Below are 21,298 nucleotides of genomic sequence, written 5' to 3' on the forward strand. Positions count from 1 at the left end.
GTGAGCCATATTCATATTCATGCCGTCGTTTGTGACGATGATTCACCCCAGACGGAATCGTTCCGACTGTCCAGCGAGCGAGATTAAGTGACTGCTATGAGCGAAACGACTACGAACCGCACGAACCAGAGCGCGACCACGGCAACACTTGCCGGCTATGAGATTCCCCGCCTCGGCATGGGCACGATGGCGCTCGCCATCGAGGGGCGCCCCTCCAACCGTAATCAGGCAATCGAGACCATCCATGCCGCGCTCGATGCCGGAGTCCGTTATTTGGACACGGCTTGGTCCTATTATCTGCCCAGCGCACCCGGCACCGGCGAACCGGAGGATATGGGCTATGGCGAATATCTGGTCCGCGATGCTCTGCACTCGTGGCATGGCCCCAAAGATCAGGTGCTCGTAGCCACCAAAACCGGCTGGCTGCGCACGCTTGACGGCAACGGCAACTACGGCTGGCAGGCCGACGCCCGACCTGAAACCATGATCGCCAATGCCAAGGAATCAGCCCGCCGCCTCGGTGTCGATACGCTCGATCTGCTCTACTCGCACTGCAACGATCCGCAGGTGCCGTACGAAGACCAGATGGGCGCACTCAAGCAGCTCGTGGACGAAGGTGTGGCCAAAGCTGTCGGCATCTCCAGAATCGACAACGCGGACATCGAAACCGCCCACAATATTTTGGGAGATCGTCTCGTGGCCGTCCAGAACCAGTTCTCCCCGGTCCACCGCGACCCTGAGCACACGTTGGAAACCTGCGAAAAGCTCGGTTTGGCTTTTGTCTGCTGGTCGCCGCTCGGTGGATTCCTTGACCCGTTCAACGAGCATCTGTTCGACCGGTTCCGCGAAGTCGCCAAGATTCACGACTGCTCCTACCAGCGCGTCACGCTCGCGTGGGAACTTGCGCAATACCAATATCTGTTCACGATTCCCTCGGCCAGAAACCCGCAGGAGATTCAGGACTCGTTCAAAGCCAGCGAACTGAAATTGTCCGACAGTGAAATCGGCTACCTCAATGGCAAGGATGTTGACTGAGCGATTTCGTCCGTACTGCCTTGCAATCAGGCGGCACACTGGCATTGTGAGCGCTAACGCTAAATTTTGGGCGTGTTGTTCACAACGTCCACAAATCGCACTATTCTTAAGAATGTCATTCAAGATACACAACCGTTTTAAGGAGTAGTTGTGGCAGTAATTGAAAGCGTGTACGCGCGTCAGATTCTCGATTCCCGCGGCAACCCGACCGTTCAGGTCGTTCTGGACACCGAAGACGGCGCCCAGGGCCTGGGCCTGGTTCCGTCCGGCGCCTCCACCGGTGAGGCCGAGGCTTGGGAGCGTCGCGACGGCGACAAGTCCGTCTACGGCGGCAAGGGCGTTCTTAACGCGGTCAAGGCCGTGAACGAGGTCATCGCTCCGAAGGTCATCGGCATGGACGCTGCTGACCAGCGCGCTCTGGACGACCTGATGATCGAGCTCGACGGCACCCCGAACAAGGGCAAGCTGGGCGCCAACGCCATCCTGGGCGTCTCCCTGGCTGCTCTGTACGCTTCCGCCGAGTCCGCCGGCCTGCCGCTGTACCGCTACATCGGCGGCACCAACGGCCACATCCTGCCGGTCCCGAACATGAACATCATGAACGGTGGCGCTCACGCTGACTTCGCCACCGACATTCAGGAGTACATGATCTCCCCGTACGGCTTCGACACCTACTCCGAGGCTCTGCGCGCTGGCGTTGAGGTCTACCACACCCTGAAGAACGTCCTGAAGAAGGAAGGCCTGAACACCGGCCTCGGCGACGAGGGCGGCTTCGCCCCGAAGATGAAGTCCAACGAGGACTCCCTCAAGTACATCATGGACGCCATCTCCGCCGCCGGCTACGAGCCTGGCAAGCAGATCGGCATCTGCCTGGATGTCGCCTCCTCCGAGTTCTACAACAAGGAGACCGGCAAGTACCGCTTCGACGGTGAAGAGCGTGACTCCGCCTACATGCTCGACTACTACGAGAACCTCATCAACGAGTACCCGATCGTCTCCATCGAGGACCCGTTCAACGAGGAAGGCTGGGAAGACTGGGCTGCCATCACCGCTCGCCTCGGCGATCGTCTGCAGTTCGTCGGCGACGACCTGCTGGTCACCAACCCGGCTCGTCTGCAGAAGGCCATCGACCTCGGCGCCGCCAACTCCCTGCTGGTCAAGCTGAACCAGATCGGTTCCGTCACTGAGACCCTCGACGCCATCGAACTGGCCACCGCCAACGGCTACACCTCCATGGTTTCCCACCGCTCCGGCGAGACCCCGGACACCACCATCTCCGACCTGGCTGTTGCTAAGAACACCCGCCAGATCAAGACCGGTGCCCCGGCCCGTGGCGAGCGCGTTGCCAAGTACAACCGCCTGCTCGAGATCGAGGAGGAGCTCGGCTCCACCGCTCAGTACGCCGGCTACAGCGCCTTCAAGGCCTGCAAGAAGTACCTGGCCAAGTGAGCTGAAACGCCCGTAAAGGCGTGAGTTTCCACTGAAGCTCGATACCCGTCGTATTCGTCAAGTCGAATGCGGCGGGTATTTTCGTGTGACATGAGCAAGTCGTCCCGTACCGGCAAACCTGGCAAAACCGGCAAAGCACGAGTTAGGAAAAAAGGGTCGGCGGGGCCTATAGCGTTCTTCGTCTCCCTGTTCATTATCGCCCTTGGCACCATCCAGCTGGTCTCCACCTTCCACACCTATGCCCTGAACCTGGCCGAACTCAATGGTCTCAAGCGTGAGGAGGCTTCGCTGATCGCCAAAAAGCAGGAGTTGGAAAACGACATCAAGCGTTGGGATGACAAGGCCTACATCACCGCCCAGGCCCGTGAACGCCTCGGCTTCGTATTCCCCGGCGAACAGGCCGTGCGTGTGCTTCATCCCGAAGCCGTGACCGGCTCCGATAGCGAATCCCAGAAAACGGAAGATTCCAGTAGCAGCAACAAAAAAGTCCTGCCATGGTACAGCGAACTGTCTTACTCGCTCAAAAAGGCCGATGAGCCTGTGACCGATAGCGAGTCCGGCAAATCCGATATTTCCGGTTCCTCTGACTCGTCATCCAACGACTCATCCAAGCGGTCCGATAAGTCAGACCAGAACACCCAATCCGATCAGAACACCCAACAGAATACCCAACAGAACACAGGGGAGGGAACCCAACAGTGACCATCGATATCGCCGCCAAGGCCAAGGCCCTTGTCGATACCGTGCTTGCCGAGCCCGCCAACGATCATGACATCGACCTGGTGCAGCGTCAGCTCGGCCGATACCCGCGCGGCATGGTCGCCGTGGGGGCGCGATGCGTCTGCGGTAGGCCACTTGCCGTAATCACCCGTCCGGTGTTGCCCGGCGGAATCCCTTTCCCCACCACGTGCTATCTGACCGGTCCGGAAGCCGTCAAGGCCGCCTCCCATGTCGAGGCCGCCGGCGTGATGCAGCAATACAACGACATGTTGGCCTCGGACGAGGAGCTCAAGGCCGCATATGAGCAGGCCCATAACCTGTATCTGGCATTCCGCCACGAACTGGCAGGACGTCTTGGCGACAGTGAGGAGCATATTGAAGGCACTTCGGCCGGCGGCATGCCGGTGCGCGTCAAGTGCCTGCATGCCCTGCTGGCCCAATCCCTGGTTATGGGACCGGGCGTCAACCCCATTGGCGATTTGGTACTGGAACGCGTCAAAGACGAATTCGATCCGACCGTCTGCCGCTGCACGCTGGACGATTGATCAACAGATGAGCCAGCGCGAACAGTCCATTCATACGCACTAAGGGATACGAGGAGAAGGCAATGAGCAAGGAATCCGTAACCGTCGCCGGCATTGATTGCGGCACGAACTCCATTCGACTGAAAATCGCACGTGTCGATGCCGATGGCATGCATGAGGTGGTGCCGCGCATCCTGCGTGTGATCCGTCTCGGCCAGGATGTGGACAAGACCCATCGTTTTGCCGACGAAGCGTTGGAACGCGCCTATGTGGCCGCTCGGGAATTCGCCGGTGTGATTGCCGAACATCCCATCGACGGCCTGCGTTTCGTTGCCACCTCTGCAACTCGTGACGCGGAAAACCGTGAGGAGTTCGAGGATGAGATCGAACGTATCCTCGGCGTGCGCCCCGAAGTCATTCCCGGCACCGAAGAAGCCGACCTGAGCTTCCTTGGTGCCACTTCCGTGGTCAATCGCGACGATCTGCCCGCCCCCTATCTGGTGGTTGATCTCGGCGGCGGGTCCACCGAGCTGGTCATCGGTGGCGACGGCGTCAGTGCGCCCACTACCCAGGTTCAGGGCGCGTTTTCCATGAACATCGGTTCCGTGCGCATGACCGAACGTCATCTGACCAATGATCCGCCGACCCAGACACAGATCGATGAGGCCGTTGCGGACGTCGATGAACATATCGATGAGGCCTTCCGCACCGTGGACGCAGGCAAGGCCCGTACCATCATTGGCGTGTCCGGCACGGTGACCACGATGACCGCCTTGGCCATGGGATTGAAGGAATACGACCACACCGTGGTCGACGGGCATCGGTTGAGCCTTGAAGACGCCTATGCCGTGGACGACAAGTTCCTTAGGATGACGCGCGCCGAGCGCCGCGAATACAAGACCATCCACCCCGGCCGTATCGATGTGGTCGGCGGCGGCGCTGTGGTCTGGAGCCGTGTGCTGGCGCGTGTCAGCGAAGCCGCCAAGGCCGATCATGGTGAAGCCATCGATTCGTTCGTTGCCAGCGAACACGGTCTGCTGGACGGCATTGTGCTCGATTATGGTCGCCGGTTGCTGGCTCAATAGCGTAAGTGGTAAGTGCCTCCAGCGGGCTGAGCCGTTAAGCAAACAGCCCGGTGGGCTGTTTGTAGGCGAGGGGAGCGGCTATGCCGCGACGGCTGCACGAAGTGCAGCAACCCGCAAGCAATGCTCAGGGCAGGAGATAGCTTATAATAGAAAAGTTGGCCTCCGTGGCGAAATGGTATACGCAGTCGACTTAAAATCGATCGCTTCGGCTTGTGGGTTCGAGTCCCACCGGAGGCACCTTGAAATCGGCCTGTGGCCGATGCCGTTTTGCGGCTGTGCCGTGGTCTCTCCCCAGTCGGCTTCGCCGACAGCCCCCCTCGTCAGAGGGGGCTCGCAGCTCACTATGTGGAGAGCTCATAAGGCCGAAACAAAAGGCCGTTAGGCTATGTGGCGTTGTGACGATGTACCTGATGAAACGAGGAATCCACATGGCTTCACGCTGGACCGATGTCGAACGAGTCGAACAAGGCGCCCTGCCCACCATGCTTGCCCAAGCCGTCATTGCGGGCACTGCACTCACCGTTGGTGCCATCGCCTGCTCGGGATTCTATCTGTCCATGATCGGCAATGTGGCCGCACTCCTGCCATGGGCGACTATCGTGATACTGATCGCCGTGGCGTTCACCTACATCGTCGGCTTCGCCCTGTTGTGGTGTGCCGAAGCCCTGACCCTGCGTGCCAACGACAAACTCAAGCCATGGCTGTACGGCGTCGTCGGATTAATCGGCTACGGCGTGTGGGGCATGTTCGTGATGAGCGCGATGATGAACACGCTGAACCAGCCGCTGAACGGCGTGGTGTTGTCGAACGGCGATGTGATGGCCCTGACCGTCAACTACGCGGTGTTCGGCTTCATCGCCTTCCTGTTGGCACAGGCGTACGCGCCCAAAATCGCCACCAAGAAGGGACTGACCATCGGGCTGATGGTGGTGCAGATCGTATTGGCCATCATCGGTATCATCGTACTGGTCATGATGTTCTCCGCACTGTCTCACTGACTGACTTATCGCTCGCCGGCACGACGCGCGCGGCCATCATCGCACAAGGCGAAAGCGATTCCGGGCGCTGGGCTGGGATACGATATCGTGATGGCATGACGCCTGGTAACACCGGCATGCCGAACCAGCAGGGGAGAAGGAGCCAAATGTTCAGTGTGCTTGACATGTTCACCATCGGCGTCGGACCTTCATCCTCGCACACCGTAGGCCCGATGGTCGCGGCACATGCTTTCGCCTCCTCGTTGCAGGCCGACCATTTGGTCGATCGCACCGCACGTGTCAAAATCACGCTTTATGGTTCTCTGGCGCTGACCGGTCTCGGCCACGGCACCGATCGTGCTACGATGGCCGGGCTCGAAGGCAATCTGCCGGCCACCGTGGATACCGACCACATGATGCACATCCGCGAGATCTGCGCGTTGGACGATACTCTGAACCTCGCCGGCCTCAAACGCATCCATTTCGACTACGACCGTGACGTGGTGTTCGAACAATGGAAGCGCATGGCCGCGCACCCCAATGGCATGCGATTCCAGGCGTTCGACGCCGCCGCAAGCTTGGTCGACGAACAGGTCTGGTATTCCATCGGCGGCGGATTCGTGCGCAAAGGCGCTCCCGAAGACCCGATGATCGGCATTCATGAACGCCCTCCGGAAGGCGCCTCCTTTGCCGATGCGGACGAGTCATCATCCACTGATTTCGGCGTCGAGGCACCCTACCCGTTCTCATCATGCACTGAACTGGTGTCGTTATGCCGGGAACATCATCTCAGCATCGCCGAACTTGTATGGGCCAACGAAACCGCTTCACGCTCGGGCATCCAGGTCCGATCCGATATTGATGCCATCTGGCGTGTTATGCGCGCCTGTGTGGACCACGGATGCACCTCGGCGGAACCCACATTGCCCGGTGGCCTTGACGTACCCCGCCGCGCGCCGAAAATGTATCGGCGTCTCGCCTCGAATTCCGATGTGCTGCGCCGCGACAGCCGGCGCAAAGACGCCGTGCTCGAGTCTTCCGACGCCGCATGGGTGGATCTCTTCGCCTTGGCCGTCTCTGAGGAGAATGCCGGAGGCGGGCGCATCGTAACCGCTCCGACCAACGGTTCCGCCGGCATCATTCCCGCCGTGCTTCACTATTACTGGCATTTCGTGGACAACGCCAATGAACAGGGCGTGGTCACGTTTCTGCTGACTGCCGGTGCCATCGGATACCTGTTCAAACGCAACGCCTCAATTTCCGGTGCGGAAGTCGGTTGCCAGGGCGAAGTCGGCTCGGCCTGTTCGATGGCGGCGGCCGGACTTGCCGCAGTCGTGGGCGGCACGCCGGAACAGGTGGAGAATGCTGCTGAGATCGGCATCGAACACAACTTGGGTCTGACTTGCGATCCGGTGGGCGGATTGGTGCAGATTCCATGCATCGAGCGCAATGCCATGGCCGCCAACACCGCCATCAACGCCGTGCGTATGGCCATGCTCGGCGACGGCTCACACATCGTGACCCTTGATCAGGCCATCGAAACCATGAAGCAGACCGGTGAAGACATGATGGCCAAATACAAGGAGACCTCCAAGGGCGGGCTTGCCGTCAATGTCGTCGAATGCTGATTGACATGTCCGGTATTCACCAGCATGATGACCGGAATTGACGTATACGGCCAGCGTGTCGTATCGCACAGGGATGAAGGACTACCGCCGATTCGCCGATGGTGCTAAGGTAGGGCGCATTGTGTCTTTGAAGGAGGACTAATGACAGATCAGATGCCTCAGGTGAACGCCGAATTCGGCACCACGCCCGTTATCGAGTTCCCGACGCCCGAAGCCCCGAAGGGCCTCAAGGTTGTGGAGCTGACCGAGGGAGACGGCCCGATCGTGCGTCGCGGCGACACCGTCACCGTGAACTACCACGGCGTGGTGTGGGGTAAGGACACCCCATTCGACTCCAGCTTCGACCGTCATCAGCCCGCCAGCTTCGGCATCGGCGTGGGACAGGTCATCAAGGGCTGGGACCAGACTGTGCCGGGCCATAACGTGGGTTCGCGTCTGGTGGTTTCCATTCCGCCGGAATACGGCTACGGTTCCCGCGGCATCCCGCAGGCCGGCATCGGCGGCGAGGACACGCTGGTGTTCGTCATCGACATCATTTCCACCCGCTGACCATAGGTCAGCACATGACGAACGCCGGGGTCATAGCCGGCGTTTTGTCATAAATAACGAAGATTGTTTCAGCATCGACAACGGTTCAGGAGGACGATATGGCTGAGGACAAGGTCTACCTGCTGACGCAGGAAGCATACAACAAGATGAAGGAAGAGCTCGCCCATCGTGAAGGTGAGCTGCGTGAGGAAATCGCGCACAAGATCGCCGTGGCGCGTGCCGAGGGCGACTTGTCCGAGAACGGCGGCTACCAGGCCGCCCGTGAGGCGCAGAGCAAGAACGAGGGCCGCATCACCGAGCTCACCGTCAAGCTGCGCGATTCCAAGATCATCGAGAATGCTCCGGAAGGCACCGTGGGCGAGGGCTCTGTGGTGACCATCGAGCTCAACGGCAACGAGATGACCTACGTGCTCGGCAGCCGTGACATCGTGGCCGGCACCGACTACGACATCATGACCCCGGATTCCCCGATTGGCAAGGCCATCGAGGGCGCCAAGGTGGGCGACGTCGTTTCCTACACCGCACCGAACGGCCGCGAGCTGTCCGTGACGGTCAAGGCCGCCAAGCCGCTGGCCTGAGTTAAGTGACTGGTATGCCCCCGTAGGCGGGGGCATACTTATATGTCGTAGCGCTTATTGCCACAGCGAGACGATCACCATGTAGATGGCCACCATATGGCAGGCATATCCGGCCACCGTTCCGCAGTGGAAAATCTCATGGAATCCGAAGACGCGAGGCCAAGGGTCGGGCTTGCGCAAGGCGTAGACGATGGCGCCGAGGATGTAGCAGGCACCGCCGGCGCACAGCAGCACCACCACGGCTGGCCCCGCATACGGCGAATTCCAGAACATCACCATATAAGCCAGGCCGTAGATGCCGAAGATGATGTACACCACCGTATACAGCCAGCGTGGTGCATTGATCCAGATCACATGAATCACGATGGCGATGGCCGTGCACGCCCACATCGATATGATGATCACATTGCGCCAGAATGGTTCCAGCGCAAACGAAACCGGGGTATACGTGCCAGCAATGAGCAGGAAGATGTTGACATGATCGATACGCCGCAGCACATCGGTGACGCGCGGGCTCCAATCGCCCAGATGGTAGCAGGCCGAATTGGTGAACAGAATCAGCGACGCTGTCATGAACACGGCACACGCCCACTTCAGACTCGCGCCATGTGCCAAGCATATAAGCACGATGCCTGCCGCCAATGACAGGGGAGCGGCAATCGCGTGAATCCAGCCGCGCATCAACGGCTTTGGCCGTCCGTGCACGTCGAGACGAATCTTGCGTTCCACTTCCGCAGGGGCAATGCCCTCGATTTTCAGTGCACGGTTCTCCGCTTTGGCGAGCTTGTGCCGGGCCTTCTCCTCGGCTTTGGCTCGAATGGCCTCGGCCTTGAACTGGGCCTTGGCCCGTACGGCATCAGCCTTGGCCTGCAACGCCTGTTCGCGCGCCTCGATAGCCGCCTGACGCTTGGATGCGATGGTGGCATCCTCTGCAATCGTCGCGCTGTTATGAGCGTCGTGATGCATCGTCTTTTCCGAGTCGCCGGTTGTTGATGCCATGGTGATGCCCCCGTTTCACGAGCTGACGATACGCTTCTTACGCTGCCGTAACGCTACGTTAGCGTAACTTTTATGCTTGTCAATACCGACTCGCACGAACACTATCACCCAATGGCGGCGATACTATGGAATCCGAAGATGAGAACGTCGCAGCAATAAAGGGCTCGGCGATGGTGTATTGCACGGAGTGTGGGTTTGCCAACGAGCAAGGAAATGCCTTCTGTTCGCAGTGCGGAAGCCCATTGGAGCAGCCCGAGGCCAATCCGGCGGCCCCTGCTTCTCCTGAACCTCCCGCCGGGCGTCCTGGCGTCGATCACACCAAAGCGGTGGTGATTGTGCTCATCGCGCTGATTTGTGTCGTGGCGTTAGTCATCGGCTTGTTCATCACCCATAGCATGGGATTGTGGGGAGCTCAGCCGCAGGCGCAAACATCGGCACAGTCGACCGGGGCCGATGCGTCGGATTCCGCCGATGATGGCACGACGGATTCTTCTGACGCCAAGTCCAAGGCCAAGAAGAACACGTCTGATAGCGCCAAAGACAAGAACAGCGACGATTCGTCCAAGAAAAGCTCGACGGAGAAGTCGAAGCCTTCCACTCCGGTGATCACATCCAGCCAGTTGTCTGACATCGCGGATTCATACTCGTCCTCCGATGTGGCCGTCTCCGCCATGGTCATCGATGGAACATCCGCCGACTCCTCAGAGGACGCCACCATCGCGACCACGTCGCAGTCCGGCAAGCAATTCGTGGCTGCCGATTTCTATCTGCCGGTCTATCTTGCGGCCCAGGACAATGGCGATGACAACGCCAAAGCGCAGGCAAACGCGATGATGGGTTCCATGGACACAGCAATGCCGGCAATATGGTGGCGGCTTCGGATATCAAACTGTACGTGATGCTTGCCGTGTACGATAAGCAACATGCCGGCACCTTGGCCACGGGCGGGAAGCCGTGCAACGCGATTGGCGCGGTATTGAAGATGCGATGTCGTCATAGTCGTCGTACTTGCCCGTGTGGCTTGCCGCGACGGCGGCGGTGCGTCTGCGTATGATAGGGATATGGCTGATTTTTCACATATCCTTGCAACGCGCCCCGACTTCGACGACGAGGACCGCGAGTGGCTGCATCATCTTGTCGCCGATTGGCAGGTGATCGCCGATTTGAGCTTTGCCGATCTGCTGCTGCTGGTACAGGATGGCGATGGCAAATACGTGGTGGCCGAGCAATGCCGTCCATCCACCGTTATGACGCTGCGGGCGGAAGACGTGGTGGGAAACGTCATGCCGGACGACATGGTCGGCGAATTGGACGCCGCCATGCTCTCCAGCGTGGTGTTCCGCTCCACGGTATTGAGAACCGTGGGCAAGGCGACCGTCTGCAACGTGTACGCGCCGGTTCGGCACAATGGCAAGACCTTGGGCTTGGTCGTGCGTGAGACCAATATGGCCACACGAGAATCCAACGGCCGATATGAGTCGGAAAGCATCAACGCCGGCAAGCATCTGTACGAGATGATTCCGCGAGGCCAATTCCCCTACAAGGATTCGGTGATGAGCCAACGCCATATCGCTCGCGTGGCGGACGGCTTCATCATCCTGACCATGGACGGCGTGGTTCGATACGCAGCCCCGAACGCCATCAGCTGCTTTAGGCGTCTCGGTCTGCTGACCACCATGCCTGGCCATTACCTCAGCGAACTCGGCACACAGCTATTGAAGGAGAACGACCCTGTTCCGGAAACCCTGCCGTTGGTGTTGACAGGCAAAGCCGCGGTCGACTCCGAACTCAACGCCAACCGTTCCGCCGTCTCGATGCGCTCGTTGCCCTTGTATGACAACAACGGCCGTATCGGAGCGATTCTGCTATGCCGTGACGTCACCGAGCTGCGCCGTCGTGAGCAGGAGCTGCAGACCAAGGACGCTACGATTTCCGAGATTCACCATCGTGTCAAGAACAACCTGCAGGCCGTCTCCGCATTGCTGAGGCTTCAGGCTCGTAAGACCAAGTCGGATGAGGTCAAGAAGGAATTGCAGGAGGCGCAACGCCGCGTGCAGACCATTGCCATGGTGCATGAGGGATTGAGCCAGACCGCCGACGAGGTCGTCGACTTCGACAAGGTGATCGCCAACCTGCTGCGCATGGCCGTGGACCTAGCCACGATGAAAGACCAGCACATCGATATCAACTACATGGGCAAGTTCGGCATGATGCCCGCTCAGGATGCCACGCCGCTGTCCCTCGTGCTGACCGAGCTCATCACCAATTCGGTGGAGCATGGGTTCGAAGGCCGCAAGGATGGCCATATCACGATTTCCGTGGGCCGCTCCGGCCCGAACCTCAATGTGGTGGTCGAGGATGACGGTTCCGGTCTCGGCTCCGAAGAACAGGGTGGATTGGCTCGTTCTTCCGGTTCCGGTTTGGGCACGCAGATCATCAACACCTTTGTGACCAATGATTTCGGTGGTTCCGTGCATTGGGAGCCGCGCCGCGAAGGCGGCACCCGCGTGGTGCTTGATATGAAGCTCAGGGCTGCTCAGGACGAGTGATGCGAAGCCCGAAATGAGGAAACCCTCCCAAGCGGGAGGGTTTCCTAGTATGACGAAGCGATAATCAAAACATCAGATTTGCATCTGCATGGCCTGAGAACGGCGGGCGCGCATGGCGCGGCGCTTCAGCGCACGACGCTCATCTTCGCTCAAGCCGCCCCACACGCCGTAATCCTGATTGGTGTCCAGTGCGCACTTCAGGCATGCGTCAATCACTTTGCAGGTGCGGCACACGGCCTTGGCCTCCTCAATCTGCTGATAGGCTGCACCGGTGTTGCCCACCGGGAAGAAGAGTTCCGGATCCTTGTCACGACATGCGGCCTTGGCTCGCCAATCAAAAGCGCTGCTCATTGCTTGCCTCCCTTAAAAGCCCCGTGGCTGGTGTTGTTCCTTAAGTCCAGTACCAAGGTAACCACGAACCGTGGTGATTTTCAAGAGGTTTTGCCGAGAAAAAACCGAAGTTTTCACGAAGCGCACTGCACCAGACATGCCGATGTGCCCTCGATGAGCACGGCCCGGCCCGCGTTGTCGGCATCGATATGACTCATCATATCCAATAGGCGAGCGGGGACTCCGGCCATAAGATCGGACGTTCTCTCCCCGCACGGGAACACGATTCTGGTATTGCAATGCTCCGGTATACGTATCGGGCGAATCGTGCTGACGGCGAATACCACGCTGACGGACTCATCGGCCAACGCATGTGTGAAAGACAGCGCCTGCTCGTCGGTGCGGAATGGGTCGAACAACTCATCGGCGTCGTCGACGAACCACACGATATGCGGAGGCGGTGGTGCATCCGAGCTGGCATACGGCGTGCAGCGGCCGCCATGAAGCCATTGCGAGCTCCATACCCGACGATGCGGGGAACTGACACGTACCGCCAAGCCATCAGCCATGCTGGCGTGTCGAGCCAATGTTTTCAGCAACGTGGTTTTGCCGCGCCCCTGCGGGCCGATGACACCGATATTGCCACCGGTGAGGGATACCGTCGCCTCTCGCAGGTTGATGCCATCGTCGGCAAGTCCAAATCGAATGCGTTGCGGTGCGTGGTCGGCCACAGTCCGGTCTTTTACGTGCCGGGGGAGTGGCGCGGTAAACAGGGACGGTTGCGGCGGGCTTCCGACGAACCGCGATGCGAACGCGATCTGGCGGCACACCGCATCGATATCGCGTGCCGTTGCACAGCGGAATGCCGTCACCTGTTCGGAATCGTTGCAGAACGCCGCACCGGGCATTGCCGGACTGAGGTCGGCGGCACGACCATCGCCAAGCAGCTCGCATGATTGCAGACGGTCCCGAACCCGTAAACAAATGCTGACGGACATATTCGCCTTCATATCGGCACTGACCTGACCCATGGGATTCTGCGTACAGGCGATCAGATACATGCCCAGTGACCTGCCGAGCGAGGCAATACGCACCAGACGATTCACATAATCCGGGAGCTGGTCCTTCAGGGCATGGAATTCGTCAATGACCACGATCAGGCGCGGTGGTGGATTGACCATATCGCGGATATCGGAAGCATGGACAGCGGCGGACAGCTGTTCACGGCGTGTCAGTTCGGCTTCCAGCGCACGCAACGCGCGTACGGCATGCGCCAGATCCAGATCGCATACGCTGCCCACGGTATGCGGCAACCGTTCGAGTTTGCGGAACGCGGAACCGCCTTTGAAATCCAAGAACACGAAATTCAGATGCTCAGGCCCGTTCATCGAGGCGAGCGCCAGACACCAGCTTTGCAGCAACACGGATTTTCCGGAACCAGTGGTGCCGGCCACCAGAGCATGCGGCCCCTGACGGTTCAGATCGAGCATCAGCGGCTCGCTTCCGGTCATGCCGATCGGCACCGCAAGGTCAAGGGGTTCAAGCCAGCGGCCCACAATGGCGCGCCATGGCAGGCGTGCGAAGTGCAGCAGCGATTCTATCGGCTGCGACGGCGCATGACGGAGGTCTGCGGCGCGGTCATCGGCGTCGCCCGTGATACCGACATCGATCGTTGCCTGTTGCGGATCGGGAGCCTTCTCCGGGCCTGGAGGCGAGGGGAGCGTCAGCAGCAGGGACACGAGACAGGCGAATATGCCCGGTGCGATCATGGCGGCGAACAGCCATTGCCCGTGCAACAGCAGTATGACCATCATCAATGCCTGCGCGATCATCGGGCATGCCGCGGCAAACATGGTCAGGCGGGCGCGCAATGGCGGCGCGCCCAAACGGTGCTTCGCCCGGGATACGGCGGATGCCGTATGGACGGAATGTCGCTTCGAATCGTTCTGCTGTGATGTCATGCTTCCAGCGTGGGGGAACGCATGCCGAAAGCGCAAGCCGAATCAAGGTATGTGGTTCTAGCTTGCCGAGTTATCCACATGACATTTTGCCCGTGCATGATTGGCGGTGTAGGCAACGGTGACGATCATGCGCCGATGATGAAGCCGATGGGCTCCGGGAAAGCGTCGGTCAGCCTTCCGCCAGATTGCCCACGGTGCCGGCCTTATACGTGCCGTCGGCAAGTTGATTGAACAGTTCGGTGTTCTTGGCGTCGTCAAGCAGCACCGAGGAACCAACGCCATCAACGTAATAATCGGGGTCGGACCAGTACACGCTGCCGGAGATGCCATTCGAGCCGGTGGCGCTTTTGAACGCCAACGCCATGGTGAGCAACGTGTAAGGGTTGGTCTTCTCGTCCACGGTGAGTGCGCTCATCGCGGCATTGGACACTGCCACGATTTTGGACGGATTGGTCAGGGTCTCACTGCTGGAAGCCTTCTTGACGATGGCCGAGATGACCTGTCGCTGGCGTTCGTTGCGTCCGAAGTCTCCTCGCGCGTCGGCATATCGCATACGAGAGAAGGACAATGCGGTGGAACCATCCGCCGTATGGCATCCCGCCTTCCAGTTCAGTCCGGAATAGGAATCCTGAACATCCTCGTCATAGCACAGTTCGATACCGCCCAAGGCGTTCACCACGTTCTGCAGACCGCCGAACTTGATCTGTGCCACATGATCGATTTTCTGGCCGGTGATCTGCTCGACGTTGCTTACCAAAGCCTTCTTGCCCGCAATCAGCGCCACCGCATTGATTTTCATGTACTGGTTATCGACGTTCATGAGCGAATCGCGGGGAATGGAAACCAACGAACTCGGCCCGCTTTTGGGCTTGATCAGCACCAGAATCGTATCGGTCCTGAAGCCAGAGATATTGTCTACGCCGCCGTAATCGGTGGAACCGTCACGCTCATCGGAGCCAAGAATCAGCCAAGTCGAGGCCGGCGTGTTGGGGGTGTCGGTCAGCCAGTCGCTCCGATTCAGTTTGCTGTCCACCCATTGCCAGGCACCGAAAACGGAAAGAATCAACGCCGCCACCAGTACCGCGATTGCGCATAGGGTGATGCGTAAGGCTCGCGGACGGCGTGCCGTTACCGTTTTCGCCGTTGCCGCCGCCGGCCGGCCAAGATGGCTGAACTTCGTGGACACGTTTGCTGCTGGCGATGAGGGCCGGGAAACCGGCATATCCGACGGATTGCGCACGGCGTTGCGGGATGAGCCGGAAGACATCCGCGCTCGCGACGGCGGAATGCTGCGCGGTGCGGCGGCATCCGGAGCCGTGCTGCGAGTGGCGCGTCCGGTTTTCGGAGAAAAACTGGGCGGAGTCCGCCTGCCGTTGTCCGCGACGTTGGCGCTTGCCGTGGCGTTGGCGTTCAGTTGAGGCTCTTCGATGTCATTTCCCGTGACGGACGGACGGGCCGATGGAGCTTGACCTGACTGGCGCGAGGTTCGGGCGGGGGCGAAGGAGCGTGGCACCTGCCCGGAAGGCCGGGTGCGTCGATTTCCCGCAGGAATGAAGCTTGGCGGGTTGATATGCGGATCCGCCCCACCTGATTCCTGCGTCATAACCCCTCCTGAAACTGTCGATTGTCTGAATGACACTTTGACACAGCATCCGCCGGGTGTTCCTGCGCTATGGTGTTCCTGCGCAGGAACGGCACAATATCATGTGCAACGGCGTCAGGGCATCGCGTTCACGCCATAGCACACAGTTCCATAAAAATGATGTAATGACACGAGAAAGAATTTGACAAAACCGAAATTGCATGTGTGTAATTTAGTCCGTATGAAAAGCTCAATAGGCAAGGAGAATCGCATGTGGGGTGTGGTCGACGATTCAGCCGAAGAGCCATGGCACGAATTGTGGGGACTATTCCGACCTGATGGCGATGTATCTTGGCAGCACAAGGCGTTGTGCGCGCAAACCGATCCGGAGGCGTTCTTCCCGGAAAAGGGGGGCTCGACCCGTGATGCCAAACGTGTGTGCGCAAAATGCGAAGTGCGTGAGCAATGCCTGAAATGGGCCATCGACCATGATGAGCGATTCGGTATTTGGGGTGGCATGAGCGAGCGCGAACGCCGTCGATATAAGCGAGAGCACCGGGAGCGGGCGTAGCTCCACACACCCCCTTCAAGTCTGGTGCGTACACTGGGAGTTTATGAGTCCGACAGGTAATAGCGATATTCATGAGGCGTTGGCCGACGCCATGTCTTCTCGACCATATACGCATAGGCAGGATGTGGATACCGGCATTACGGCTGTGATCACCGTTGAGGAGGATATGCGTTTCCTCCGGTCTACATTGCGTTCGGTATTGACGCAGAATGTTCTTCCGGGGGTCGTCATCATCGCCGACGCGACCGGGCGCACCAGTTCGAGGATAACCACCTCGTTCGAGGTCATCCCCTCGCCATCGGGGCCGGTGATGGAGGTGCCGCAGTCCAAGCATGTGACCATTCACATCGTCTCGGCCAAGGGCGCACGCTCCTTCGGCGATGCGGTCAGCCGGGCATTGGATCGTGCCGATCTGGATGACGCTCCCCGCGCATTGTGGCTGCTCCATGATGATTCCCGCCCTTCGGATGACTCATGCCTTGAACGATTGCTTGAGGCGTGGCGCAATACGCCGGGCGCCAGTGTGCTCGGGTGCAAACAGTGCGATTGGGAAGGCTCCCATCTGCATGATGTCGGTATGTATGCGGGTCACCACGCCGTGCATTCCCTGGTGGTCGATGGAGAACCCGATCAGGAGCAGTATGACGGGCGGCAGGATGTGTTTGCGGTGTCGCTGGCAGGCGCGCTGGTGTCCATGTCGCAATTCACGCGACTGCGGGGCATCAATGCCTGGCTGACCACCTACAGCGAATCGGTTGATTTCTGCCGCCGTGTCTGCCTGAGCGGCGGACGCGTGGTGGTTGTCCCGCAAGCGGAGATATCACATCGTCGCGCACGGTATGAGGGCATTCGTACGCGAGGCGGGGAACCGCTTAAGGACGATCACACGGTCAATCATGCGATGACGGTGCATCGCTCCCAACAGCGGTATCTGTACACGGACCTGGCCATGTCGTCCTGGTTTATCGTCTGGCTGTGGAGGCTGCTCCGCAGTTTTGGCATGGCCATATCCATGATGTTCGGCAAGAAGCCGTATGAAGCATGGGTGCAATTGTGCCTGCCATGGCTGGCCTTGGCCGATATCGCGGGAAACATGAAATCACGCAGTCTGGTGGCCAGACAATCGAAGGTCGCCGCATCGTCCCTGCATGTCTTGTTCGCAGACAGCCAGCAGATCAAGCAGTTCCATGATCGTCGGGATGCATTCCAATCCCAGCAGGGCAGAGTGCTGCTCAGTCCGCTGGAACGTGCCCATCTGCGGACACGCACCATATATCGCTGGAGTGCGGCCGTGGTGATGGCGCTGGTGTGCTTTGCGGCCATCGCGGTGATGTATTGGCCGGTGTTCCGTTCGATATTCTCCGGCGGATCGTTGTATTCCGATGTGTTGCTTCCCACCGGTGCCAGCTTCACGCAACTGGTGCAGTCCGCCACCACGCCGTGGGTGTTTGGCAGCGGCACCGGCATTCCTGCGCCGCCCACGCCGTGGCTGCTGGTGCTGATGCTGGCCTCGTTGGTCACGCTCGGCCATGTGACCGCCGCTTTGGCGATGATACTGTTTGTGGCCGCGCCGCTGAGCGCATTGTCGTTCTGGGCGCTGGCGGGCGTATTCACCCGCTCGGACGTGGTTCGTGTGCTGGGAGGACTGCTGTGGGCATCCACCGGCATTATGTTCGGCTGGTATGCGCAGGCCAATATGCCGATGCTTACCGTAATGGTGTTCCTGCCGGCCGCGTTCGCATTCGTGTTCCGTGCCGTGGGCATGTACCATACCGAAGACCCGCTCAAGCCGCGCACATCCGTTCAGGCCGCGGCCATCGCCGCACTGTGCTTCATCCCTGTGGTGGCCGCTGAACCGCAGCTGCTGTTCGCGCTGATCGTCGTGTTCCTGATGTTCCTGCTATTCGTGCGTCGCAAGCGCGCCATGCTGTTGCTAATTCCGGTTCCTGCCGCCTTTGCGGTGGCTCCTACGCTCGTCAATGCGGTGCGTTACGCCGATTTGGGCATGTGGCGTCAACTGTTCGGCGACATCACGGTGCCAACGTCATCCGCCAACGGGTCGCCGGCGTCGCTGAGTCTGCTTGAGGCCGCACAGCGTGCGCTGGGATGGCGAATGGGGTCGACTGATTATGCCGATTTGGCGGTCACTGTGCTGTTTGGCGTCATCACGCTGCTTGCTCTTGCTTCGCTGGTGCTGCCGTTCGCGTTGCGGACCTCGCGACTGATGTGGGTGGTAATCGTCTGCGGAGGCGCGCTCGCCCTGGTCTCCAGCCGTGTGGCCATAACCGTGGATGCCGATGGTGTCGTGGCCGGTTCCGCGCAGCCGGGCATCGCGATGATGATATTGGGCTTCCTCGCCTGCGTGTGTCTCGTCGCTGGTGGGGCGGTGAAGCGATTCCAACCGTTGCATGCGTCTGGCAGTGATCCCGCATCGAAAAAGGACCGTCTGCATGTGCTCATCGTGTCTGGCCGTGTGGTGCTTGCTCTGATACTGGTGTGCTGCATTGGCATCCAATGCATGTATGGCATCGAACGTCATAAGGATGCGGGACTGGGCGTGTCTGAAAACGGCCTGCCCATGGTCACCACCGATTATCTGGAGGCCGGTGCCGATCATCGTGTGCTTGCCGTGAGCGCGGAGACCCGCAACATCGTCAACTATGCGGTGATGCGCACCTCGCGCGGCGATTTGATCGACAGCTCTCCGGTCCAGCGGGCGCGCCTGCTGTCCGGCAAGCATGATGCGGTTGACGAACAACTGGCCCAGGCCTGTGCCTCGCTGCTGTCCAATCCCGACGAAGAGGCCATCGCGGCCATCAGCGCGCTTGGATTCGGCGGCATCTACGTGGTTCCCGAGACCGGCGATTCCTTGAACGACATGCCGTATGAACAGTTGAGCGCGAATATCGCCGCATCGAACGGCACCCAGTCCCTGGTCTCCACGGATAGCGGCAGCTACTATCGTCTGACGCTGCGTAGCAGCGCCTCACAGCAGGTGGATACCTCATGGCAGCAACGTGCACAGCATAGTGTCTGGAGGCACGCCTGGCTGATATGCCTAGGTGTGATCACGGCGTTGTACTGCTTGGTCGCCATGCCTCGCAGACGACCGTCCTACGGATTGGAGGAGCAGGCATGAGCAACAAAACTTCTGGTTTCAAACGTGCGATCGGCATCGTGCTCGGTGTGATCACCATGCTGGTGTTGATTGCGCTGTTCGTCGTTCTCGTCATGGCCCCCATCCCCAATATCTGGGTGGATAAGGTGACCGCTTCCGATAATGCCATCGACCAGACCGTTAGTCCGACCCAGTCCGAAACCTACTGCCCGGCACCTATAGGATTGGCCGATACCGGCACGTACGGCGACAGCGCCTTCCAGGCCACTGTCGGCAATCTGAGCACACAAGCGCGCTATGCGGCGTTCGGCTCCGTCTACAGCGCCACTGTCTCGGCGATCGGACAAAAGTCCAGTTCAGATGACGTAACTTTGAAAGACGCCGATTCGACCGACGATTCCTCGGTGAAAACCGGTGCTCAGAAGATCAATCAGGGAGCTCGTCTGATCAATACCCGTATGCTGCAGGCCGCAGCTGGCACCGGCACCGTCGGCACCATCGCATCATGGGCCGATGATGGCGATGTGAGAGGCATATCGGCGGCATCCTGCGTATCGACCTCGCTCAGCCAGTCGTTCCTGCTCTCCGACAGCACGACCGGTACCACACAGCAGCTCATCGTCTCGAATCTCTCCACCAAGCCGACCACCGTCGACATTGCCGTCTGGGGTTCCGAGACAGCCGGGAAAATGGCATTGTCCACCCAATCCACGCTGTCTGTGCCAGCCGAGGGGGAGTCCTCGATGGAACTGTCCGCCGCGGTCGATGGGCAGCATGGTCTGTTCGTGACCGTTTCCAGCAAGGAGACTCCTATCGCGTCCGTGGTGCGCACGGTGACCATGGATGGTCTGACACCGAAGGGTTCTGATTTCGCGCTGCCGCTGCCGACCGCATCCAATGCATCGGTGGCGCCGTCCATCACTGCCGGCGATGCGGTCACCGCTTATCTGTTCGCCAAGGCAGACACCAGCACCGGGCTGTCATGGATTACCGCCAAAGGCTTGGTTCCCGCCAAAGATGCCACCGTCACTGCTGATAAAGTGACGGCGATCGACTTGGGAGAAGCTCCTGATGGGGCGTTGGGCGTGATGTCCACCGCAGAGGACGCCGTGTCGTTCTCCGTCAAGGCCACACGCTCCGGTGACTCCGGCCAAGCCGATTTCGCATTGGTCAATGCCGGCGAGCCATCCGAATTCTCGGGGTTGGCCCTTCCCGACGGAGTAAAGGCCTCCATCACGCTGGCCAATACGTCCAATGCGCGCAGGACGGTCACCTTGCGCGCCTACGATGATGCCGGTGCTTCGGTAACCTCCAAGGAAATCACACTGGATGCGAACGCAGCACAAACGATTGAAGCCGGCAATCTTTCCGGCGATCATGGCACCGCGGTCGTGCTGATGTTGGAGGACTCATCCAAGAAAGTGAGCTGGGGAGCGCGGTTCAGTCACGATTCGTTGCAAGACAAGGACATCGCCGGATTGTCCGTCATCGACGCTTCAACGCTGATGCCCGCCACGGTTCATGTCTGGGCTCGGAACGATTCCTCCATCGTCAAGTAGAAGGGTATGCTCGCCGAAGCGTCAGTTTGATGATGTTTCGGCGGCGATATAGCTGCGGGCCGTGCCACTACCTTATTACAAGTG

General features: G+C 59.7%; 18 protein-coding genes and 1 tRNA gene. 15 read left to right on the forward strand and 4 right to left on the reverse strand.

The window, feature by feature from the left end:
* The first annotated feature begins 96 nt into the window (after positions 1 to 96).
* The 10 genes from BLLJ_RS03055 (at position 97) to BLLJ_RS03100 (ending at position 8,545) form a co-directional block, all read left to right on the forward strand.
* Positions 97 to 1,035: an aldo/keto reductase gene (locus tag BLLJ_RS03055; RefSeq protein ID WP_016507589.1), complete on the forward strand. Its 939-nt coding sequence runs from the start codon at positions 97 to 99 to the stop codon at positions 1,033 to 1,035.
* 150 nt (positions 1,036 to 1,185) lie between these two features.
* On the forward strand, positions 1,186 to 2,484 hold the full coding sequence (gene eno / locus BLLJ_RS03060) for a phosphopyruvate hydratase (protein WP_007051126.1): 1,299 nt from the start codon (positions 1,186 to 1,188) through the stop codon (positions 2,482 to 2,484).
* A gap of 90 nt (positions 2,485 to 2,574) precedes the next feature.
* On the forward strand, positions 2,575 to 3,186 hold the full coding sequence (locus BLLJ_RS03065; RefSeq protein ID WP_013582483.1) for an FtsB family cell division protein: 612 nt from the start codon (positions 2,575 to 2,577) through the stop codon (positions 3,184 to 3,186).
* Positions 3,183 to 3,749, forward strand: a complete 567-nt coding sequence (locus BLLJ_RS03070) for a DUF501 domain-containing protein (RefSeq protein ID WP_007051124.1) — start codon at positions 3,183 to 3,185, stop codon at positions 3,747 to 3,749. Before BLLJ_RS03065 ends, BLLJ_RS03070 begins: the two co-directional genes overlap by 4 nt.
* Before the next feature lie 62 nt (positions 3,750 to 3,811).
* Entirely contained in the window at positions 3,812 to 4,813 is a 1,002-nt protein-coding gene (locus BLLJ_RS03075) for a Ppx/GppA phosphatase family protein (protein ID WP_007051123.1), read from the forward strand.
* A gap of 158 nt (positions 4,814 to 4,971) precedes the next feature.
* A tRNA-Leu gene (locus BLLJ_RS03080) sits at positions 4,972 to 5,050 on the forward strand.
* Positions 5,051 to 5,241: 191 nt separating this feature from the next.
* The gene (locus BLLJ_RS11105; protein WP_007055112.1) at positions 5,242 to 5,811 is read left to right on the forward strand and encodes a hypothetical protein; all 570 of its coding nucleotides are present in this window, start codon (positions 5,242 to 5,244) and stop codon (positions 5,809 to 5,811) included.
* 146 nt (positions 5,812 to 5,957) lie between these two features.
* A complete protein-coding gene (locus BLLJ_RS03090) occupies positions 5,958 to 7,418 on the forward strand; it encodes an L-serine ammonia-lyase (protein ID WP_007055100.1) in 1,461 nt (486 codons plus the stop codon).
* Positions 7,419 to 7,559: 141 nt separating this feature from the next.
* Positions 7,560 to 7,967: an FKBP-type peptidyl-prolyl cis-trans isomerase gene (locus BLLJ_RS03095; protein WP_007051894.1), complete on the forward strand. Its 408-nt coding sequence runs from the start codon at positions 7,560 to 7,562 to the stop codon at positions 7,965 to 7,967.
* Between the two features lie 98 nt (positions 7,968 to 8,065).
* Positions 8,066 to 8,545 carry a GreA/GreB family elongation factor gene (locus BLLJ_RS03100; protein WP_007055115.1) on the forward strand — a complete coding sequence of 160 codons (480 nt, stop codon included), beginning with the start codon at positions 8,066 to 8,068 and terminating at the stop codon, positions 8,543 to 8,545.
* A gap of 54 nt (positions 8,546 to 8,599) precedes the next feature.
* On the opposite strand, the gene trhA is transcribed toward BLLJ_RS03100, so the two are convergent.
* Positions 8,600 to 9,511 (reverse strand): PAQR family membrane homeostasis protein TrhA, encoded by a 912-nt coding sequence (gene trhA / locus BLLJ_RS03105; protein ID WP_007051896.1) that lies wholly within the window; start codon positions 9,509 to 9,511, stop codon positions 8,600 to 8,602.
* Positions 9,512 to 9,669: 158 nt separating this feature from the next.
* Here trhA and BLLJ_RS03110 point away from each other — a divergent pair, with 158 nt between their 5' ends.
* Together BLLJ_RS03110 and BLLJ_RS03115 are read left to right on the forward strand one after the other, a co-directional pair.
* Positions 9,670 to 10,443 carry a zinc-ribbon domain-containing protein gene (locus tag BLLJ_RS03110; protein ID WP_013582484.1) on the forward strand — a complete coding sequence of 258 codons (774 nt, stop codon included), beginning with the start codon at positions 9,670 to 9,672 and terminating at the stop codon, positions 10,441 to 10,443.
* A 162-nt stretch (positions 10,444 to 10,605) separates the two neighbouring features.
* Entirely contained in the window at positions 10,606 to 12,093 is a 1,488-nt protein-coding gene (locus BLLJ_RS03115; RefSeq protein WP_007051898.1) for a sensor histidine kinase, read from the forward strand.
* A gap of 72 nt (positions 12,094 to 12,165) precedes the next feature.
* On the opposite strand, the gene BLLJ_RS03120 is transcribed toward BLLJ_RS03115, so the two are convergent.
* The 3 genes from BLLJ_RS03120 to BLLJ_RS11640 all read right to left on the reverse strand — a co-directional run bounded on the left by BLLJ_RS03120 (position 12,166) and on the right by BLLJ_RS11640 (position 15,987).
* The gene (locus BLLJ_RS03120) at positions 12,166 to 12,444 is read right to left on the reverse strand and encodes a WhiB family transcriptional regulator (protein WP_003835265.1); all 279 of its coding nucleotides are present in this window, start codon (positions 12,442 to 12,444) and stop codon (positions 12,166 to 12,168) included.
* A gap of 113 nt (positions 12,445 to 12,557) precedes the next feature.
* Positions 12,558 to 14,384: an FtsK/SpoIIIE domain-containing protein gene (locus tag BLLJ_RS03125; RefSeq protein ID WP_007051899.1), complete on the reverse strand. Its 1,827-nt coding sequence runs from the start codon at positions 14,382 to 14,384 to the stop codon at positions 12,558 to 12,560.
* A gap of 169 nt (positions 14,385 to 14,553) precedes the next feature.
* Positions 14,554 to 15,987 (reverse strand): LCP family protein, encoded by a 1,434-nt coding sequence (locus BLLJ_RS11640; RefSeq protein ID WP_021975633.1) that lies wholly within the window; start codon positions 15,985 to 15,987, stop codon positions 14,554 to 14,556.
* A 250-nt stretch (positions 15,988 to 16,237) separates the two neighbouring features.
* On the opposite strand from BLLJ_RS11640, the gene BLLJ_RS03140 reads away from it, so the two are divergent.
* The 3 genes from BLLJ_RS03140 to BLLJ_RS03150 are packed head-to-tail and all read left to right on the forward strand — an operon-like array spanning position 16,238 to position 21,214.
* Positions 16,238 to 16,537 (forward strand): WhiB family transcriptional regulator, encoded by a 300-nt coding sequence (locus BLLJ_RS03140; protein ID WP_007051901.1) that lies wholly within the window; start codon positions 16,238 to 16,240, stop codon positions 16,535 to 16,537.
* A gap of 43 nt (positions 16,538 to 16,580) precedes the next feature.
* The gene (locus BLLJ_RS03145) at positions 16,581 to 19,676 is read left to right on the forward strand and encodes a glycosyltransferase family 2 protein (RefSeq protein WP_007053572.1); all 3,096 of its coding nucleotides are present in this window, start codon (positions 16,581 to 16,583) and stop codon (positions 19,674 to 19,676) included.
* A complete protein-coding gene (locus BLLJ_RS03150; RefSeq protein ID WP_007057368.1) occupies positions 19,673 to 21,214 on the forward strand; it encodes a DUF5719 family protein in 1,542 nt (513 codons plus the stop codon). Before BLLJ_RS03145 ends, BLLJ_RS03150 begins: the two co-directional genes overlap by 4 nt.
* Positions 21,215 to 21,298: the final 84 nt, after the last annotated feature.

It is taken from the genome of Bifidobacterium longum subsp. longum JCM 1217 (genome assembly GCF_000196555.1).
Taxonomy (GTDB): Bacteria; Actinomycetota; Actinomycetes; order Actinomycetales; family Bifidobacteriaceae; genus Bifidobacterium; species Bifidobacterium longum.

What these genes read in the sequence shown, in the direction of transcription:
- BLLJ_RS03100 (WP_007055115.1), top strand. Translation starts at nt 8,066, where the DNA reads ATGGCTGAGGACAAGGTCTACCTGCTGACGCAGGAAGCATACAACAAG.
- BLLJ_RS03125 (WP_007051899.1), bottom strand. Translation starts at nt 14,384, where the DNA reads ATGACATCACAGCAGAACGATTCGAAGCGACATTCCGTCCATACGGCA.
- BLLJ_RS03110 (WP_013582484.1), top strand. Translation starts at nt 9,670, where the DNA reads ATGGAATCCGAAGATGAGAACGTCGCAGCAATAAAGGGCTCGGCGATG.
- BLLJ_RS03075 (WP_007051123.1), top strand. Translation starts at nt 3,812, where the DNA reads ATGAGCAAGGAATCCGTAACCGTCGCCGGCATTGATTGCGGCACGAAC.
- BLLJ_RS11105 (WP_007055112.1), top strand. Translation starts at nt 5,242, where the DNA reads ATGGCTTCACGCTGGACCGATGTCGAACGAGTCGAACAAGGCGCCCTG.
- BLLJ_RS03140 (WP_007051901.1), top strand. Translation starts at nt 16,238, where the DNA reads ATGTGGGGTGTGGTCGACGATTCAGCCGAAGAGCCATGGCACGAATTG.
- BLLJ_RS03065 (WP_013582483.1), top strand. Translation starts at nt 2,575, where the DNA reads ATGAGCAAGTCGTCCCGTACCGGCAAACCTGGCAAAACCGGCAAAGCA.
- BLLJ_RS03150 (WP_007057368.1), top strand. Translation starts at nt 19,673, where the DNA reads ATGAGCAACAAAACTTCTGGTTTCAAACGTGCGATCGGCATCGTGCTC.
- BLLJ_RS03055 (WP_016507589.1), top strand. Translation starts at nt 97, where the DNA reads ATGAGCGAAACGACTACGAACCGCACGAACCAGAGCGCGACCACGGCA.
- BLLJ_RS03120 (WP_003835265.1), bottom strand. Translation starts at nt 12,444, where the DNA reads ATGAGCAGCGCTTTTGATTGGCGAGCCAAGGCCGCATGTCGTGACAAG.
- BLLJ_RS03145 (WP_007053572.1), top strand. Translation starts at nt 16,581, where the DNA reads ATGAGTCCGACAGGTAATAGCGATATTCATGAGGCGTTGGCCGACGCC.
- BLLJ_RS11640 (WP_021975633.1), bottom strand. Translation starts at nt 15,987, where the DNA reads ATGACGCAGGAATCAGGTGGGGCGGATCCGCATATCAACCCGCCAAGC.
- trhA (WP_007051896.1), bottom strand. Translation starts at nt 9,511, where the DNA reads ATGCATCACGACGCTCATAACAGCGCGACGATTGCAGAGGATGCCACC.
- BLLJ_RS03095 (WP_007051894.1), top strand. Translation starts at nt 7,560, where the DNA reads ATGACAGATCAGATGCCTCAGGTGAACGCCGAATTCGGCACCACGCCC.
- BLLJ_RS03090 (WP_007055100.1), top strand. Translation starts at nt 5,958, where the DNA reads ATGTTCAGTGTGCTTGACATGTTCACCATCGGCGTCGGACCTTCATCC.
- BLLJ_RS03115 (WP_007051898.1), top strand. Translation starts at nt 10,606, where the DNA reads ATGGCTGATTTTTCACATATCCTTGCAACGCGCCCCGACTTCGACGAC.